The organism is Burkholderia aenigmatica (assembly GCF_902499175.1).
GTDB classification, from domain to species: Bacteria; Pseudomonadota; Gammaproteobacteria; order Burkholderiales; family Burkholderiaceae; genus Burkholderia; species Burkholderia aenigmatica.
The window spans coordinates 1-18,323 of record NZ_CABVQC010000092.1 but is presented as its reverse complement, the minus strand read 5'-3'; the positions used below and the strand labels follow the sequence as shown (position 1 = coordinate 18,323).

The following is an 18,323-nucleotide window of genomic DNA, read 5'->3' as shown; positions in this document are numbered from 1 at the left end:
TATCCGGAGGAAACATGACCGATCGAAACGAAGCCGTCCCACCGCAGTCGACCGCGGATTACCGCGCGCTCGACGCCGCGCACCACATCCACCCGTTCTCCGACATGGGCGCGCTGAACCGCGCGGGCAGCCGCGTGATCGTGAAGGCTGATGGCGTCTACCTTTGGGACTCGGACGGTAACAAGGTGATCGACGGGATGGCCGGCCTCTGGTGCGTGAACGTCGGCTACGGCTGCAAGGCACTTGCCGACGCCGCGTATCGCCAGCTCCAGGAACTGCCGTTCTACAACACGTTCTTCAAGACCACGCACCCGCCGGTGATCGAACTCTCCGCGATGCTCGCGGAAGTCACGCCGAAGGGCTTCAACCACTTCTTCTATTGCAACAGCGGCTCGGAAGGCAACGACACGGTGCTGCGCCTCGTGCACCAGTACTGGCGCGTGCAGGGCCAGCCGCAGAAGAAGTACGTGATCTCGCGCAAGAACGGCTATCACGGCTCGACGATCGCGGGCGGCACGCTCGGCGGGATGGGCTACATGCACGAGCAGATGCCGTCGAAGGTCGAGAACATCGTGCACATCGACCAGCCGTATTTCTTCGGCGAAGCGGCGGCCGGTGAAACGCCGGAAGCGTTCGGCCTCGCCCGCGCGCAGCAACTCGAAGCGAAGATTCTCGAACTCGGCGCGGAGAACGTCGCCGCATTCATCGGCGAGCCGTTCCAGGGCGCGGGCGGCGTGATCTTCCCGCCGTCGACGTACTGGCCGGAAATCCAGCGGATCTGCCGCAAGTACGACATCCTGCTGGTTGCCGACGAAGTGATCGGCGGCTTCGGCCGCACCGGCGAATGGTTCGCGCACCAGCACTTCGGCTTCGAACCCGACCTGATCACGATGGCGAAGGGCCTCACGTCGGGCTACGTGCCGATGGGTGCCGTCGGCATTCACGAGCGCGTCGCGCGGCCGATCATCGACAACGGCGAATTCAACCACGGCCTCACGTACTCCGGCCACCCGGTCGCGGCGGCCGTCGCGGTCGCGAACCTGAAGCTGCTGCGCGACGAAGGGATCGTCGAGCGCGTGAAGAACGACATCGGGCCGTACTTCCAGCGCCGGTTGCGCGATGCGCTGGGCGATCATCCGATCGTCGGGGAAATTGCGGGAGCGGGGCTGGTCGCGGGCGTTCAACTTGCGCGTGAACGGGACCGGCGCGAGCGGTTTGGCGCGAATGTCGATATCGGCACGATCTGCCGCGACTTCTGCTTCAACGGCAACCTGATCATGCGCGCGACTGGCGACCGGATGCTGCTGTCGCCGCCGCTCGTGATTCGCGAAGCGGAGGTTGACGAGATCGTCGACAAGGCGAAGCGTGCGTTCGATGCGACGGCGGCAAGGGTGGGGTGCGCGCAGTAAGCCGGCGCGGCATTGCGTGCTGAGCCGGTAGCGCGACGCCAAAACGAAAAGGCCCTGCGTCGTGAGACGCAGGGCCTTGAATTCTTTGGTGGGCGGTACTGGGATCGAACCAGTGACCCCTGCCGTGTGAAGGCAGTGCTCTACCGCTGAGCTAACCGCCCAAAGAAGAAAAGATTATGTCAGGAGTTTTGGGGTCTGTAAAGCACTTTCTGCAAATATTTTTCAGACCCGCGCAACGACGGGTCAGCCGGCCGTCGACGGCTCGACGAGATCGAGGATCGACCCGTCGCGCTTGAGCGTCGCGAGCACGATGCTCGAGTTGATCGACATCACGCCCGCGGCGCGGTGCAGCCGGTTGATCACGAAATCCGAATAGTGATCGAGATCGCGCGCGCGAACCGTCAGCACATAGTTCGACCCGCCCGTGACGATTTGCGCCGCGATGACCTCCGGCCACTGCTGGATCGCCTCCACGAACCGGTCGTGCCACTCGGGTACGTCGGGCCGCATCGACACATGCACGAGCGCCTCGAACGCGACACCGACCTTCTTCGGCTCGATCGTGCAGCGATACCCGGCAATGGCGCCGCGTTCCTCCAGCAGCTTCACGCGCCGCAGGCATGCCGACGGCGACAGCGCGACCGCGTTCGCGAGGTCCTGATTGCTGATGCGTCCGTCCCGTTCGAGGTGCCGGAGGATCCGCATGTCGGTTCGATCCAGAGTCAATTCGCAGAATCCGGTGAATTGTGAGATGAGATCCGCAGACTCTACTGCAATCGGATCGGTTCGTCATCGAAAAATGAAGCTCATTCTATTTCGTCCTCGATAACATGCGCCCCATGTCCCGGCTGCTCATCCCGACGCAATGTGGTGCCGCCGGTTGGTCCGCCGCCTTCAACCTTTACCGTCATTCCGCCATGTACCAACACGTTCCCGCCTACCCGGGCGATCCGATCCTGTCGCTGTTCCAGGCATTCCAGCAGGATGCGCATCCGCACAAGGTCAACCTGAGCATCGGCCTCTACTACGATGACGCGGGCCGGATTCCGGTTCTCGACAGCACGCGCATCGCGGCCGCGCAGCTACGCGATGCCGGTGCGCCGCACACGTATCTGCCGATGGAAGGGCTCGCCGCGTACCGGCAGGGCGTGCAGCGCCTCGTATTCGGCGACGACTGCGCGGCGCTCGCGGAAGGGCGCATCGCGACGCTGCAGACACTCGGCGGATCGGGCGCGATCCGGCTCGGTGCGGAATTCGTGAAGCGTTATTTCCCCGACAGCGCGATCTGGATCAGCGACCCGACGTGGGACAACCACCGCGTGATCTTCTCGGCCGCCGGCCTCGACGTGCACACGTATCCGTACTACGACGCATTGCGCAACGACATCCGCGTCGACGCGATGCTTGCCACGCTCGATGCGTTGCCGGCGCGCAGCGTCGTGCTGCTGCAGCCGTGCTGCCACAACCCGACGGGGCTCGACCTCGGCCGCGACGCATGGCGCGCGGTGATCGACGTGCTCGTGCGGCGCGGACTGATTCCGTTCCTCGACATGGCGTACCAGGGGTTCGGCGACGGTCTCGCCGACGACGCGTGGGCCGTGCGCGCGATCGTCGACGCCGGGCTGCCCGCGATCGTCGGCAATTCGTTCTCGAAGAACTTCTCGCTGTACGGCGAGCGCGTCGGCGGGCTGTCGGTCGTCTGCGCGAACGCGGGCGAGGCCGCGACGGTGCTGAGCCAGTTGCAGGCCGGCGTGCGCCGCACCTATTCGAGCCCGCCGCTGTTCGGCGCGCAACTCGTGTCGACCGTGCTGAACGACGACGCGCTGCGCGTGCGCTGGGAGGGCGAGGTCGCGCAGGTGCGCACGCGCATCAAACGGATGCGCGGCGAACTGAAGGCCCGGCTCGATGCGCGGCTGCCGGACGGCGCGTTCGACGCACTCGTCACGCAGCGCGGGATGTTCAGCTACACGGGCATGGCTGCGACCGACGTCGACCGGTTGCGTGCATCGCACGGCGTCTATCTGCTGCGCTCGGGGCGCATGTGCATCGCGGGCCTGAACGATGCGAACGTCGACCACGTCGCAAACGCGATCGCCGAGGTGCTCGGCGGCGCGTCGCGGCGGGCCGCCTGAATTTCCCGACCCCGATCCGAAGGAGGACACGATGGCTGAAACGATCCCGGTCGACCTGCCGCAGCTCGCACAACCATTCTCGTGGGCGACCCGCGCGGGCGGGTTGATGTTCACGGGGCACGGGCCGGTCGACGCGTCCGGTGCGATTGCCGGCGACACGATGGCCGAACAGGCGCGCATCACGCTCGCGAATCTCGCGAAGGCTGTCGCGGCGGCCGGCGCGACGATGGACGACGTCGCACAGGTGCTCGTCTACCTGTCCGACGTGAAGGCGATGCCCGAATTCGATGCCGAATACCGGCGCCACTTCCGCGAGCCGTATCCGAACCGGACGTGCGTCGGCGTGCAGGGTTTCGCGCATCCGGCGATGCGCGTCGAACTCGTCGCGTACGTCGCGCTGCCCGCGGCAGGCATCTAGCAGGAACACCGCATTGCGCGGTGTGCAGTCACACAATCATCGACAAACGAGAACAGGACTGGAGGAGAACATGAGGACAATCCATCGATTCGCACTGCCAATGATGGCCGGTGCGCTTGCCGCGAGCGGCGCGATGGCGCAGAGCAGCGTGACGCTGTACGGGATCGTCGACCAGAGCATTCGCTATACGACGCATGCTGACGCGTCGAACGATGCGAGCGTGCAGATGACCAACGGCGCGATCACGAACAGCCGCTGGGGGCTGAAGGGCAGTGAGGCGCTCGGCGGCGGGCTGAAAGCGATCTTCCAGTTGGAGAGCGGCTTCGAGCCGCAGAACGGGCAGCTCGACGGCGCACTGTTCGGCCGCTACGCGTATGTCGGCCTCGCGAGCGACTGGGGTACCGTGAAGCTCGGCCGCCAGGCGACCGAGGCGTTCAACCTGTTCGGCGATCTCGATCCGCTGACGGTCGGCAACTACACGGCCAACATGTGGCCGTATTTCCTCACGCAAGGGCGTGCGAGCAACGTCGTCAGCTACGACGGCACGTTCGGCGGGCTGAACGTCGGCGCGAGCTACGGCTTCGGCGGCGTCGCGGGCAGCCTCGGCGCGAATGCGTACTGGGGCACGCACGCGTCGTACACGCAGGGCGGGCTGATGGTCGGCGCGACGTACCAGCAGGTGCGCGACCTGAACAGCCGCGCGCAGCAGGCGTGGGGCGCGGGCGCACGCTACGCGTTCGGCGCGGCAACGCTGTACGCGGGCTATCTCGGTGGCATCGACCGCACGGGCATGCTCGACCAGCAGTTGCTGAACGCGCCGGGCCGCGACGTGACCTACGGTGCGTTCGCGGACAACCCGCGCCGCGACGCGATCTTCTATACGGGTGCGAGCGTCAAGGTCACGCCGGCCGTGTCGGTGACGGGCGTCGCGTATTACGACGACATCCGCAACGCCAACGGCGTCGCCGGCAACGGCGGCAAGCGCTATACGGGCGTGCTCGAGGCCGAGTACGCTTTGTCGAAGGCCACGCAGGTCTACGCGACGGTCGACTACAACCGCGTGACGGGCGGCGCGTTCACGGAAATGCCCGGACGCGGCAACCAGACGGGCGTCGCGGCCGGCCTGCGCCACCTGTTCTGAGCACGCGGCGCGCGGCGGCCGGCCGGTCCGGCGCCGGCCCGCGCACCGTCTACGTTCCGACCGGACAATCGCTTTCGAACGAGGTCACTCGATGCAACCAGAAGGGCAATTCCAGCATATCGCGGCGCGCGAGCAAGGGCTGCGCCGCACGCTTTCCGCACGGCAGATGGCGATGATCGCGATCGGCGGCGCCATCGGCACCGGTCTCTTTCTCGGCAGCGGCTTCGCGATCGGCTTCGCGGGCCCGAGCGTGCTCGTCAGCTACGCGATCGGCGCGTTCATCTCGCTGCTGCTGATGGGCTGTCTCGCGGAGATGACGGTCGCGCACCCGACCTCCGGGTCGTTCGGCGCGTATGCCGAACATTACGTGAGCCCGTGGGCCGGATTCCTCGTGCGCTACGCATACTGGGCGTGCATCGTGCTCGCGGTCGGCACCGAGGTCACTGCGATCGCGCTGTACATGAAGTACTGGTTCCCGGGCGTGCCGGGCTGGCTGTGGATCGTCGGGTTCTCCGCGCTGCTGGTGTTCGTCAACGCGCGCAGCGTCGACGTGTTCGGCGCGGTCGAGTACGGCTTCTCGGTCGTGAAGATCGCGGCGATCGTCGGCTTCATCGTGCTCGGCGCCTATGTCGTGTTCGGCAATCCGGGGCTGGTCGGCGACGGCGCCGCACGCGCGGGATTCCACCATTACACGGCTCACGGCGGCTTCTTTCCGAAGGGGGCGTGGGGCACGTGGGTCGCGGTGATCGTGTCGATCTTCAGCTACCTGAGCATCGAGATGATCGCGGTCGCGGCCGGTGAAGCCGAGGATCCCGAGCGCGCGGTCACGCGTGCGTTCCGCTCGACGATCGTGCGGCTCGTGCTGTTCTACCTCGTCACGCTCGCGCTGATGCTTGCGATCGTGCCGTGGACGGCGGCGGGGCGCGACGAAAGCCCGTTCGTGAAAGTGATGGAGGCGATCCACCTGCCGGGCGCGGCCGGGCTGATCAACTTCGTCGTGCTGATCGCCGCGCTGTCCGCGATGAACAGCCAGCTCTACATCACGACGCGGATGATGTTCAGCCTGTCGCGCGCGGGTCATGCACCGAAGGCGCTCGGGGAAGTGAACGCGCGCGGCGTGCCGTTCGGCGCGCTGATGCTGTCGACGCTCGGCATCGCGCTGGCGACCGTGCTGAGCGTGCTGTATCCGGACGCGTCGTTCACGATCATGATGGCGGTGTCGATGTTCGGCGCGCTGTTCACGTGGATGATGATCTTCGTCACGCACTACTGTTTCCGGCGTCGCCGGGCGGCGCTCGGCCTGCCGGCGCCCGCGTTCCGGATGCGCGGCTTTCCGCTGCTGACACTGCTTGGCGCGGGTCTGATGCTCGCGGTGATGGTGACGACCTACTTCACGGCCGAATTCCACATGACGCTGATCTTCGGCATTCCGTTCCTGATTGCGTTGTCGGTCGTGTACGCGGTGTGGTATCGGCGCGCGCAGCCGGTACTCCAGCCCGACGCGAAGTCGTGAGGTAGCGGTCGGGCCGTGCACTCAGCCCGCGAGCGCGGGCAGTGCGTCGATCGATGCACGCACATAGTCGGCGAAGCGCAGCGCAACCGGTTCGGCCGTGCCGCTGCGCTTCAGCGCGAGCGTGCGCGATTCGAGCGACGCATCCTTCAGCGGCCGGAACGCGAGCCGGTCGCTCTTCACCTGCTGCAGCACGCGCGGTACGAGCGCGATCCCCATTCCGAACTCGATCATCGACAGGATTGTCTGCCACAGCCGTGCCTCGTGGCGGATCAGCGGGCTGAAGCCGGCGTTCACGCATTGCGCGATGATCAGGTCGTGATAGTGCGGCGCCGCTTCGCGCGGAAACAGGATGAACGGTTCGGCGGCCAGCGCGGCGAGCGCGACCTGCTTGCGCTTCGCGAGCGGATGCGCGGCCGGCAGGCAGCACACGAACGGTTCCGCATAGACGGGCGTTGATTCGACCTCGGGCGGGAAGTGGCCCCAGTGTGCGTAGCCGAGATCGATCTGGCCGCGCTGGATCGCCTGCACCTGCGCCTGCGTGTTCATTTCGCTCAGCACGACCTCGACACCGGGATAGTCGGCCTCGAAGCGCCGCACGGCGTCGGGCAGCCCGCGATACAGCATCGAATGAACGAAGCCGATCCGCAGCCGGCCCGCAAGGCCGGACGCGGAGCGCACCGTCAGGCGTTCGGCCTCGGCCGCCTGCAGCAGCAGCCGGCGCGCTTCGCCGAGCAGCACCTCGCCCGCGTTGGTGAGCGCGACCGTCTTGTTGGTGCGCGAGAACAGCTGCACGCCGAGCGCGTCCTCGAACTTGCGGATGTCGAAACTCAGCGCAGGCTGCGAGATGAACAGGCGCTTTGCCGCGCGCCCGAAATGCAGCTCCTCGGCGACCGCAACGAAGTAGCGCAACTGCCTCAGTTCCATGATGTCTCCTCGCGGCATCGGCGTCGATAAGCGATATCTATCGTACCGGATAAATCCTGTATTGGACGCTTATCGATCGCGCGCCTACGCTCTGCGGAAGGCTCTGCACGGGACTGGCGAGGCGCCGCGGCGGCGCCGCCGGCCGACGTGCAGGCAACCCTGGAGACGCACGCATGAATGACACCGCTCGCACGCCGGACGCCGGCGCATCCAATATCCCCGACAGCCGGGGCATCAATTTCTTCACGGTCGATCCCGATCTCGGCGCGTTGCTGAAGCTGCATCTCGGCGATGCGCACTATGCCGAGCTGGCGCCGCGGCTGCACGCGCTCGGCGCGCGCGTGTCGGGCGAGCTCGACGAATGGGCGTCGCGCGCGGACAAGCACCCGCCCGTGCTCGAGCACCGCAACCGGCGCGGCGAGGCCGTACAGCGGATCGACAAGGATCCCGCGTATGTCGCGCTCGAACGCGTCGCGTATGCCGAACTCGGGCTCGCGTCGCTGAGCCACGGGTCCGAATCCGTCCCGCCGCTCGTCAAGTACGCGCTGACGTTCCTGTTCGTGCAGGCCGAATTCGGGCTGTGCTGCCCGGTCAGCATGACCGATTCGCTGACGCACACGCTGCGCCGTCACGGCGATCCGGCGCTGGTCGCGCGCTACCTGCCGATGCTTGCGTCGCGCGATTTCGACTCGCTGTACCAGGGCGCGATGTTCATGACTGAACAGGCGGCCGGGTCCGACGTCGGCCGCATCGCGACGCGCGCATCGCGTGAGACGGACGCGCACGGCGAGACCGTGTGGCGCCTGCATGGCGACAAGTGGTTCTGCTCGAACGCGGACGCCGATCTCGCGATGGTGCTCGCGCGTCCCGACGGCGCGCCGGACGGCATCAAGGGGCTGGGCCTGTTCCTGTTGCCGAAGACGCTGCCGGACGGCACGCGCAACCGCTACCGGATCGTGCGGCTGAAGGACAAGCTCGGCAGCCGCTCGATGGCGAGCGGCGAGATCACGCTTGAAGGCGCGCAGGCGTTCCTGATCGGCGAGATCGGCCGCGGCTTCCACCAGATGGCCGACATGATCAATCTGTCGCGGCTGTCGAACGGCGTGCGCGCGGCGGGGCTGATGCGGCGTGCGCTGAACGAGGCGCTGCACGTCGCCACGCATCGCGAGGCGTTCGGCCGCAAGCTGATCGACATGCCGCTGATGCAGCGGCAGTTGCTGAAGATGTTGCTGCCGGCCGAGGCGGCCCGCGCGATGTTCATGCAGATCGCGTTGCTGCTGCCGCAGGCCGATGCGGGCGACGAGCAGGCCGCGCGCTGCGTGCGGATCCTGACGCCGCTGATCAAGTTCCGCGCGTGCCGCGATGCGCGGCGCGTGACCGGAGATGCGATGGAAGTGCGCGGTGGCACCGGCTACATCGAGGAATGGAGCGATGCGCGCGTCGTGCGCGATGCGCATCTGGGCTCGATCTGGGAGGGCACGAGCAACATCGTCGCGCTCGACGTCGCGCGGGCCGCGCAGCGCGAGCAGGCGCTCGATGCGCTGCGCGCGTTTCTCGGCGATCGCCTCGGCGCGGCGCCGCTGCCCGATGCGAGCCGCGCAGCGCTGCGGCGCATTTTCGCGCGCGCCTGCGACGCGCTCGCGCGGGTCGCGGCCGAAGGCGACGACGCACGCGTGCGGCAGGCCGCTTCCGCGCTGTACTACGCGAGCGCGGCCGTGCTGATGGCGTGCGAGGGCGTGCGGCTCGCGCCGGATTTCCGGCGGCTCGCGCTCGCGCACCTGATCGTGCGCCACAAGCTGCTGCCGGTCGATCCGCTCGCACCAGCATCGCGCGACGACGAATCGGCCGCATGCAGCGCATTGCTGCGCGGCACGCCGATCGCGCTCGATACCGCGCTCGACTTGCTGCCGGAGGTCGAACGATGAGCCCGACGCGTGGCGCACTGGACGGCCTGAAGGTCGTCGACCTGAGCCGTGTGCTCGGCGGCCCGTACTGCACGCAGGCGCTCGCCGACCACGGGGCGACGGTGGTCAAGATCGAGCCGCCGGACGGCGACGAGACGCGCAGCTGGGGGCCGCCGTTCCTCGGCGATACCGCGTGGTATTTCATGGGCGTCAACCGCAACAAGGAAGGGCTCGCGCTCGACCTGTCGCGCGACGAGGGGCGCGCGATCCTGTGGCGCCTGCTCGAAGAGGCCGACGTGCTCGTCGAGAACTTCAAGCCCGGCACGCTTGCGCGCTGGGGGATGGACTACGCGCGCGACCTGCAGCCGAGCTTCCCGCGCCTGATCCACTGCGCGGTGACGGGCTTCGGCGAAGGCGGGCCGCTCGGCGGGCTGCCCGGCTACGACGCGGTGATCCAGGCGATGGCGGGGCTGATGAGCGTCAACGGCGAGCGCGACGGCGACGCGACACGCATCGGTCTGCCGATCGTCGACATGGTCACGGGCCTCAACGCGCTGGCCGGCATCCTGCTGGCACTCGCGGAGCGCGAGAAGAGCGGGCGCGGGCAGTCGATCGACATCGCGCTGTACGACTGCGGCGTGTCGCTGCTGCATCCGCACCTGCCGAACTTCTTCGGCTCCGGGCGCGTGCCGGAGCGCAGCGGCAACGCGCATCCGAACATCGCGCCGTACGACAGCTATCGCACGGCGACCGTGCCGATTTTTCTCGCGATCGGCAACGACCGGCAGTTCGCGCGGCTCGTCGCGCATCTCGGCGTGCCGGCGCTCGCGGGCGATCCGCGCTTCGTCGACAACCGCAGCCGTTGCGCGCACCGGCCCGAGCTGAAGGCCGAACTGGAAGCACGGCTCGCCGCGCACGCATGCGAGCCGCTCGCGCGCGACCTGATGGCCGCCGGCGTGCCGTGCGGGCCGGTGCGCACGGTGGCCGACGTCGCGCGCGACCCGCATGCGCTGCACCGGAACCTGTTCGTCGAGATCGGCGCGTATCGCGGCACGGCGTCGCCGGTGAAGCTGTCGCGCACGCCGGCCACCTATCGTTCGCCGCCGCCCGCGCTGGGCGGCGACACGCGCGCGGTGCTCGATCGCCTCGGCGTCGATCCCGCGCTCCAGCAGCAACTGCTCGACGCCGGCGTGCTGAAGATCGCACCCGACCAGACGTGACTGACCGACGCGCGCGCCGGTGAGCCTGGCTGCCCGACGAAGCGGAACGTCAAGCAACACCGCCAGCCGGCGGCGCAGGGCCGGCCATCCGGCAAGGCGCGCGCCAGTCGCGCCGCCGATCACAAACATGGAGACATCGATGAACCGCCAGCCATCCCCGACCGCCGCGCCGCAGCCGCGGCCCGGCCGTGCCGCCCTCGCGGCGTTCGTCGGCACCACGATCGAGTGGTACGACTTCTACATCTACGGCACGGCCGCAGCGCTCGTGTTCGGCAAGGTGTTTTTTTCAAGCACGATGGATCCCGGCGTCGCGACGCTGCTGGCATTCGTCACGTTCTGGGCCGGCTTCGCCGCGCGGCCGCTCGGCGGCATCGTGTTCGGGCATCTCGGCGATCGGGTCGGCCGCAAGACGGCGCTCGTGATCACGCTGGTGATGATGGGGCTGGCCACGACCGGCATCGGCCTGTTGCCCGGCTATGCGCAGATCGGTGTCTGGGCGCCGGCCGGCCTCGTCGTGCTGCGCGTGCTGCAGGGCATCGCGGTCGGCGGCGAGTGGGGCGGCGCGGTGCTGATCGCGAGCGAGAACGCGCCGAAGCATCGCAGCATCCTGTATGCGGCGTTCGCGCAGCAGGGCTCGCCGACCGGCAACCTGCTGGCCACTGCCGCGTTCTTCGCGCTGAGCGCGCTGCCGACCCCATCGTTCCTGATGTGGGGCTGGCGCATTCCGTTCCTGCTGTCGGCGGTGCTCGTGATCATCGGCATGGTGATCCGGCTGAGGCTCGAGGAGTCGGCCGACATGCAGCGCGTGCTCGCGCGCAAGCGCACCGTGAAGCTGCCGTTGCGCGACGTCGTGCGCGATCACTGGGTGGTCGTGCTGCTCGCGGCGGGCACGCTGCCGGTGATCAACGTCACGTACTTCCGCAGCACGTTCGCGTTGTCGTGGGCGACCAAGACGCTCGGCTACGCGCAGGGCACGTTCCTCGGCATCCTGTCGATCTCGCTCGTCGTGCAGTTCCTGATGCAGCCGGTCGGCGCGTGGTTCGTGTCGAAGGTCGACATGCGCCGCGCGATGTGCTGGATCCTGATTCCGGAAATCGTGCTGATGCCCGTGATGTTCCATGCGCTCGCGACGCGTTCGTACTGGGTGGCCGTCGCGGGCATGTGCATCTCGACGATTCCGTCGGCGATGTTCTATGGCGCGGTCGGCGGCGTGCTCGCGCGCGTGTTCCCGGCGAACATCCGCTACACCGGCCTGTCGCTCGCGTATCAGTTGAGCGCGCTCGTCGTCGGCGGCGGCACGCCCGTGCTCGCGCAGGCGATCCTCAACGCGACCGGCAGCATCGTTGGCGTCGCGGTTGCATCGGGGCTCTACGCGTTCGTGTCGCTTGTCTGCATGCTGGTGTTGCTGAATCGCACCGGGTATCGCGCGGATGAACTGTCGACGGCGGAGCGCAGCGACGCGGCCGAATGGGGCACCGAAGGCGGCAGCGCGGAACCCGCGGCCGGCGGGAGTGCACAGCCGGGCGAGGGCGGCGCGCTGAAACCGGCCGGCTGAGCGGCACGCGTGAGGCCGGAACGTACCGAACACGCGCCCCAAAAGAAAACGGCACCGTGCGAAACACGGTGCCGTCTTTCCCGGAGCGCACGGCCGGCAGGTAGCCCGCCGCGCGCATCGCGTCATCAGCCTTCCGTCGGCGGCACGTAGCCGGACGCCTGGTCCGCGCCGTCGCCGAAGAAGTACTTCTCGGTCTGCTTCATCAGGTACTGGCGCGCGCGCGGGTCGGCCATGTTCAGGCGGTTTTCGTTGATCAGCATCGTTTGCTGCTTCAGCCAGCCTTGCCACGCTTCCTTCGAGACGCTCTCGTAAATGCGCTTGCCAAGTTCGCCCGGCAGCGGCGGGAAATCGAGGCCTTCGGCTTCCTTGCCGAGCTTCGCGCATTGAATCATTCGAGCCATCGTGTACTTCTCCTGTAATCGGTCTGGGGGAGGGCAGTCGTGCCTGCGCTCAGAGCTGCTTCATCAGCACGAGCGACTTGCGCTGCCAGTTATAGAGTTTGCGGCGGTCTTCCGGCAGGTCGTCGACGCTGACCTTGACGAAGCCGCGCTTGAGGAACCAGTGCTCGGTGCGCGTCGTGAGAACGAAGATATGCGTAAGGCCGCGCGCGCGGGCACGCTGCTCGATGCGCTTGAGCAGGCGTTCGCCGTCGCCCGAGCCCTGCGCTTCCGGCGCGACCGTCAGGCACGCCATCTCGCCGATCTTCTCTTGCTGGTATGGATACAGCGCCGCACAGCCGAACAGCACGCCATCGTGCTCGATCACCGAGAAGTGGTCGATGTCGCGTTCGATCTGGTGGCGGCCGCGTCGTACCAGCGTGCCGTCCGACTCGAGCGGCTCGATCAGCGACAGGATACCGCCGACGTCGTCCGGCGTCGCTTCGCGCAGGCTTTCGAGGTTCTCGTACGAGATCATCGTGCCGACGCCGTCGTGCAGGAACAGTTCGAGCAGCATGCTGCCGTCGAGCGATTGCGGAATCAGGTGCGCCCGGGTCACGCCGCCGCGGCACGCGCGGATCGAATGCTTCAGGAAGAACGCGTCGTCGCCCTGGACGTTGCCGGAATCGAGCAGTTCGGCCGCCGCGTCGAGCGACATTTCGCGGATCAGCTCGCCTTCGTCGTCGACGATGCCGGGGCCTTCGGTCAGGAACACGATCTTGTCGGCGCGCAGCGCGATCGCGGCTGCCGACGCCACGTCTTCCATCGACAGGTTGAACGCTTCGCCGGTCGGCGAGAAGCCCAGCGGCGACAGCAGCACGAGCTTGCGGCTCGCGAGCGAATGACGGATCGATTCGGCGTCGATCTTGCGCACGATGCCCGTGTGCGCGAAATCGACCCCGTCGAGAATCCCCACCGGCCGTGCGGTCACGAAGTTGCCCGACACGACGCTGATGTGCGCGTGCGCCATCGGCGAGTTCGGCAGACCCTGGCTGATCGCGGCCTCGATGTCGAGACGCACTTCACCGGCCGCTTCCTTCGCGGATTCGAGCGCGCGCGCATCGGTGATGCGCAGGCCGTGCGAAAACTCGGATTCGACACCATGCAGGCTCAGCTGCTCCTCGACCTGCGGGCGCGAGCCGTGCACCAGCACGATCTGGATACCCATCGCCTGCAGCAGCGCGATGTCGGACACGAGCGCATTCAGCAGCCCCTGCTGCACCACCTCGCCGCCAAACCCCACGACGAACGTGCTGTTGCGGAACTTGTGGATATAGGGCGCGACGGAGCGCATCCAGTCGACGAACTGCGCGTGACTGGCGGCCGAGTCGTCGGCGGGCGGCGGCGTCGTGGCGCCGGTCTGGGCGGAGGGGAGGTCGGTTTGGGAATTCATGGGCGGGATTATAATGCGCCCCCATGTCGAATGTACCTAAAAGTCCCGCGCCGACGCGGGCCAAAGCGCCGTCGGCCCGGCACCCGGATGGTGCGGCCGATGCACGCGAGCAGCAGGGCCAGCCGCCTCGCCAGCAGCAGGAAAAGCCGGCGGGCAAGCCCGCACACGCGCCGCGCGGGCCGCGCGGCGACGAACGGCGCGGCGAGGCGCGCCAGCCGGACGCGAAGGGCGCACCCGCTGCAACGGGCGAGCGCGCGCCGCGCCGCGAGCGTCCGCCGCGCGCCGTCGTCGCACCGAATCCCGTCCCGCCGATCACGTACCCCGAAAGCCTGCCCGTGTCGGGCAAGCGCGACGAAATCGCGCGCGCGATTGCCGGTCATCAGGTTGTCATCGTCTGCGGCGAAACCGGCTCGGGCAAGACCACGCAGCTGCCGAAGATCTGTCTCGATCTCGGCCGCGGCCTCGGCGCCGGCGGCACGGGCCTGATCGGCCATACGCAGCCGCGCCGCCTCGCGGCGTCGTCCACCGGCCGCCGGATCGCCGAGGAACTCGGCACGCCGTTCGGCGAAGTGGTCGGCTACAAGGTGCGCTTTACCGACAATCTCGCGCCGGGCGCGTCCGTGAAGCTGATGACGGACGGGATCCTGCTCGCCGAGACGCAGACCGATCCGTTGCTGAAGGCGTACGACACGCTGATCATCGACGAGGCGCACGAGCGCAGCCTGAACATCGACTTCCTGCTCGGCTACCTGAAGGAAATCCTGCCGAGGCGGCCGGACCTGAAGCTGATCGTCACGTCCGCGACGATCGACGCCGATCGCTTCGCGCGCCATTTCGGCACCGACGAGCGCCCGGCGCCCGTGATCGAGGTGAGCGGGCGGCTGTATCCGGTCGAGATGCGCTATCGGCCCGTGGCCGAGGATCGCCCGGCCGTGAAGAATGCGGAAGGCACGGGTGGCCGCGATCGCGTGAAGACCGCGCGCGAAGCCGAGCGCGACCTGATGGACGCGATCGTCGACGCGGTCGACGAGCTGTGCCGCGAAGGCCCCGGCGACGTGCTGGTGTTCCTGCCCGGCGAGCGCGAGATCCGCGAAGCGGCCGAGGCGCTGCGCAAGCACCATCCGCCGCACACCGAGATCCTGCCGCTGTTCGCGCGGCTCTCGGCGGCCGATCAGGACAAGGTGTTCAAGGCGTCGAACGCGCGCCGGATCGTGCTCGCGACCAACGTGGCCGAAACCTCGCTGACGGTGCCGGGTATCCGCTACGTCGTCGATACGGGCCTCGCGCGCGTGAAGCGCTATTCGTACCGGAACAAGGTCGAGCAGCTGCAGGTCGAGTCGATCTCGCAGGCCGCCGCGAACCAGCGCGCGGGCCGCTGCGGCCGCGTGGCCGACGGCGTCTGCATCCGCTTGTACGAGGAAAGCGACTACCAGGCGCGCGCGCGCTTCACCGATCCGGAAATCCTGCGCTCGTCGCTCGCGTCGGTGATTCTGCGGATGAAATCGCTGCATCTGACGGCGATCGAATCGTTCCCGTTCCTCGAGCCGCCGCCCGGCCGCGCGATCGCGGACGGCTACCAGTTGCTCAACGAGCTCGGCGCGGTCGACGACGACAACGCGCTGACGCCGCTTGGCCGCGAACTCGCGCGGCTGCCGCTCGACCCGCGCGTCGGCCGGATGATTCTCGCCGCGCGCGACCAGCAGTCGCTGCGCGAGGTGCTGATCATCGCGAGCGCGCTGTCCGTGCAGGATCCGCGCGACCGCCCGATCGAGGCGCAGGAGCAGGCCGACCAGGCGCATCGCCGGTTTGCCGACGAGCGTTCCGAATTCCTGCAGTGGCTGAAGATCTGGGCATGGTTCGAGGAGGCCGTCGCGCACAAGAAGTCGAACCGCCAGCTCGTCGATGCGTGCCGGCAGAACTTCCTGTCGCACCTGCGGCTGCGCGAGTGGCGCGACGTCCATTCGCAGCTGCTGACCGTCGTGCGCGAGCACGGCTGGCGGCTGAACGAAGTCGAGGCGACCTACGAACAGGTCCATCTGGCCCTGTTGACGGGCCTGCTCGGCAACCTCGGCCTGAAGGCCGACGACGATCCGCACTATCTCGGCGCGCGCGGGATCAAGTTCTATCTGTGGCCGGGCTCCGTGCTCGCGAAGAAGGCCGGCCGCTGGGTGATGGCGGCCGAACTCGTCGAGACGAGCCGGCTGTACGCGCGTTGCCTCGCGAAGATCGAGCCCGAATGGGTCGAGAAGATCGGCGCGCACCTGCTGAAGAAATCGCTGTCCGAGCCGCACTGGGAAAAGCGCCCGGCGCAGGTCAGCGCGTACGAGCGCGCGACGCTGTACGGGCTGCCGATCTACCACCGCCGGCGCGTCGCGTTCGGCAAGCAGGATCCGTCGCGGGCGCGCGAGCTGTTCATCCGCGGCGCGCTGGTTGAGGGAGAGTTCGACACGAAGCTCGCGTTCTTCGCGCACAACCGCAAGCTGCTCGCCGACATCGAGCAGCTCGAGCACAAGTCGCGCCGGCAGGACGTGCTGGTCGACGACGAGCTGATCTACGCGTACTACGACCAGGCGATTCCGGAAGGGATTCACACGGGCGCCGCATTCGAGCGCTGGTATCGCGACGAGGTGAAGAAGGGCGGCCAGTCCGAGGACAAGCTGCGGCTGCTGTACCTGTCGCGCGACGACCTGATGCGCCACGAGGCAGCCGGCGTGACGACCGAGCTGTTCCCGAAGCGCGCGACGATGGCCGGCGTCGAGATGGCGCTCACGTATCACTTCGAGCCCGGCACGCCGCGCGACGGCGTGACGCTCGCGGTGCCGCTGTACGCGCTGAACCAGGTCGACGCGCGCCGCTGCGAGTGGCTCGTGCCGGGGATGCTGAAGGAAAAGGTGCAGTTGCTGCTGAAGTCGCTGCCGCAGAAGCTGCGCCGGCACTGCGTGCCGCTGCCCGAGTACGCGGCCGGCTTCGTCGAGCGGATGGGCCGCGAGCGCTTCGGCGCGGGCGGGTTGGTCGAGGCGCTGATCGCCGACGTGCGCGGCGAAACGCAAATCGCAATGAAAACGGCCGACTTCAAGCTCGAGACGCTGCCCGCGCACCTGTTCATGAACTTCAAGGTGATCGACGAGCACGGTCGCCAGCTCGCGATGGGGCGCAATCTCGCGCAGCTTCGCCAGGAGCTGGGCGCGCAGGCGCAGCAGCAGTTCCAGAAGATCGCGGCGGCGTCGACGATCGCGGCCGGCGGCGATGCCGATGACGGCCAGGCCATTGGCCAGGCGTCGGCTACGGCCGTCACGACCGGCGCCGCCGGCCGCAACGCGAAGGCCGGCAAGGGCGCGGCGCCGCAGACGGCCGCTCCGGCGGAAGCCGGCGCGACCGCGCTGTACGAAAACCTGACGACGTGGAATTTCGGCAAGCTGCCCGAGCTGCTGGAAATCCGCCGGCGCGGCCAGACGCTGTACGGCTACCCGGCGCTCGTCGATCGCGGCACGCATTGCGACGTCGAGGTGTTCGATTCGCCGGAGGAGGCCGCGCGCATCCACCGGGCCGGCCTGCGGCGGCTGTTCGCGCTGCAGCTGAAGGAGCCGATCAAGTTCCTCGAGAAGAACCTGCCGGGCCTGCGCGAGATGGCGATGCAGTACATGTCGCTCGGCACGCAGGACGAGCTGCGCGATCAGCTGATCGACACGGCGCTCGACCGCGCGTGCCTGCAGGACCCGCTGCCCGACGACGACGCGAGCTTCCACGCGCGCCGCGACGAGGGCCGGAGCCGCCTGAACCTGCTCGCGCAGGAAATCGCGCGGCTGGTCGGGCAGATCCTGGCCGAATACGCTGGGCTCGTGAAGAAGCTCGCGCAGGCGAAGCCGTTCGCGCAGGCCCACGCGGACCTGCAGCAGCAGCTCGCCGCGCTGGTCGGCAAGCGCTTCGTGATCGATACGCCCTACGCGCAACTGGCGCACTTCCCGCGCTACCTGAAGGGCATCGCGCTGCGGATCGACAAGCTGAAGGCCGATCCGGCACGCGACGCGAAGCAGTCGGCCGACCTGCTGCCGCTGGCCCAGCAATACCAGCGCGCGGTGTCGCAGCGCGGCGGCGTCACCGATGCGCGGCTCGCGGAATTCCGCTGGCTGCTCGAGGAACTGCGGATTTCGCTGTTCGCGCAGGAACTGCGCACGCCGATGCCTGTCTCTGTCAAGCGTCTGCACAAGGTCTGGGAGTCGATGCAGCGCTAGCGCAACATCGGTTTTCCGGGCCCGCACCGGCGGCCGGCCCCGGCC

13 protein-coding genes and 1 tRNA gene are annotated in these 18,323 nt (G+C 68.0%); 9 read left to right on the top strand and 5 right to left on the bottom strand.

What is annotated here, in order from left to right; genetic code table 11:
• Nucleotides 1-14: 14 nt before the first annotated feature.
• On the top strand, nucleotides 15-1,409 hold the full coding sequence (locus BDO18943_RS38820) for an aspartate aminotransferase family protein (RefSeq protein WP_175026313.1): 1,395 nt from the start codon (nucleotides 15-17) through the stop codon (nucleotides 1,407-1,409).
• 86 nt (nucleotides 1,410-1,495) lie between these two features.
• Here the strand turns inward: BDO18943_RS38820 and BDO18943_RS38815 are convergent.
• Nucleotides 1,496-1,570: transfer RNA gene (locus tag BDO18943_RS38815), tRNA-Val, on the bottom strand.
• 82 nt (nucleotides 1,571-1,652) lie between these two features.
• Nucleotides 1,653-2,135, bottom strand: coding sequence for an Lrp/AsnC family transcriptional regulator (locus BDO18943_RS38810; protein WP_043190434.1), 483 nt, complete (start codon nucleotides 2,133-2,135; stop codon nucleotides 1,653-1,655).
• Between the two features lie 191 nt (nucleotides 2,136-2,326).
• On the opposite strand from BDO18943_RS38810, the gene BDO18943_RS38805 reads away from it, so the two are divergent.
• The 4 genes from BDO18943_RS38805 to BDO18943_RS38790 all read left to right on the top strand — a co-directional run bounded on the left by BDO18943_RS38805 (nucleotide 2,327) and on the right by BDO18943_RS38790 (nucleotide 6,613).
• Nucleotides 2,327-3,541 carry an amino acid aminotransferase gene (locus tag BDO18943_RS38805; RefSeq protein WP_175026312.1) on the top strand — a complete coding sequence of 405 codons (1,215 nt, stop codon included), beginning with the start codon at nucleotides 2,327-2,329 and terminating at the stop codon, nucleotides 3,539-3,541.
• 31 nt (nucleotides 3,542-3,572) lie between these two features.
• Nucleotides 3,573-3,959, top strand: coding sequence for a RidA family protein (locus BDO18943_RS38800; RefSeq protein WP_175026311.1), 387 nt, complete (start codon nucleotides 3,573-3,575; stop codon nucleotides 3,957-3,959).
• 70 nt (nucleotides 3,960-4,029) lie between these two features.
• Nucleotides 4,030-5,100: a porin gene (locus tag BDO18943_RS38795; protein WP_374101865.1), complete on the top strand. Its 1,071-nt coding sequence runs from the start codon at nucleotides 4,030-4,032 to the stop codon at nucleotides 5,098-5,100.
• 91 nt (nucleotides 5,101-5,191) lie between these two features.
• Entirely contained in the window at nucleotides 5,192-6,613 is a 1,422-nt protein-coding gene (locus BDO18943_RS38790) for an amino acid permease (RefSeq protein WP_175026310.1), read from the top strand.
• A gap of 21 nt (nucleotides 6,614-6,634) precedes the next feature.
• On the opposite strand, the gene BDO18943_RS38785 is transcribed toward BDO18943_RS38790, so the two are convergent.
• Nucleotides 6,635-7,537, bottom strand: coding sequence for a LysR family transcriptional regulator (locus BDO18943_RS38785; RefSeq protein ID WP_089450900.1), 903 nt, complete (start codon nucleotides 7,535-7,537; stop codon nucleotides 6,635-6,637).
• Between the two features lie 173 nt (nucleotides 7,538-7,710).
• Between BDO18943_RS38785 and BDO18943_RS38780 the strand changes: the two genes are divergently transcribed.
• From BDO18943_RS38780 to BDO18943_RS38770, 3 genes are all read left to right on the top strand, one after another.
• Nucleotides 7,711-9,462: an acyl-CoA dehydrogenase family protein gene (locus BDO18943_RS38780; protein ID WP_175026309.1), complete on the top strand. Its 1,752-nt coding sequence runs from the start codon at nucleotides 7,711-7,713 to the stop codon at nucleotides 9,460-9,462.
• Nucleotides 9,459-10,661: a CaiB/BaiF CoA transferase family protein gene (locus BDO18943_RS38775; RefSeq protein WP_175026308.1), complete on the top strand. Its 1,203-nt coding sequence runs from the start codon at nucleotides 9,459-9,461 to the stop codon at nucleotides 10,659-10,661. Before BDO18943_RS38780 ends, BDO18943_RS38775 begins: the two co-directional genes overlap by 4 nt.
• Nucleotides 10,662-10,800: 139 nt before the next feature.
• Complete coding sequence (locus tag BDO18943_RS38770; RefSeq protein WP_175026307.1) at nucleotides 10,801-12,216, top strand: MFS transporter; 1,416 nt, start codon at nucleotides 10,801-10,803, stop codon at nucleotides 12,214-12,216.
• A 125-nt stretch (nucleotides 12,217-12,341) separates the two neighbouring features.
• On the opposite strand, the gene BDO18943_RS38765 is transcribed toward BDO18943_RS38770, so the two are convergent.
• Entirely contained in the window at nucleotides 12,342-12,617 is a 276-nt protein-coding gene (locus BDO18943_RS38765) for an oxidative damage protection protein (RefSeq protein ID WP_006478357.1), read from the bottom strand.
• A gap of 49 nt (nucleotides 12,618-12,666) precedes the next feature.
• A complete protein-coding gene (gene argA, locus BDO18943_RS38760) occupies nucleotides 12,667-14,046 on the bottom strand; it encodes an amino-acid N-acetyltransferase (RefSeq protein WP_043190410.1) in 1,380 nt (459 codons plus the stop codon).
• Between the two features lie 23 nt (nucleotides 14,047-14,069).
• Here argA and hrpA point away from each other — a divergent pair, with 23 nt between their 5' ends.
• Nucleotides 14,070-18,278 (top strand): ATP-dependent RNA helicase HrpA, encoded by a 4,209-nt coding sequence (hrpA, locus tag BDO18943_RS38755; RefSeq protein WP_175026306.1) that lies wholly within the window; start codon nucleotides 14,070-14,072, stop codon nucleotides 18,276-18,278.
• Nucleotides 18,279-18,323 lie beyond the last annotated feature (45 nt).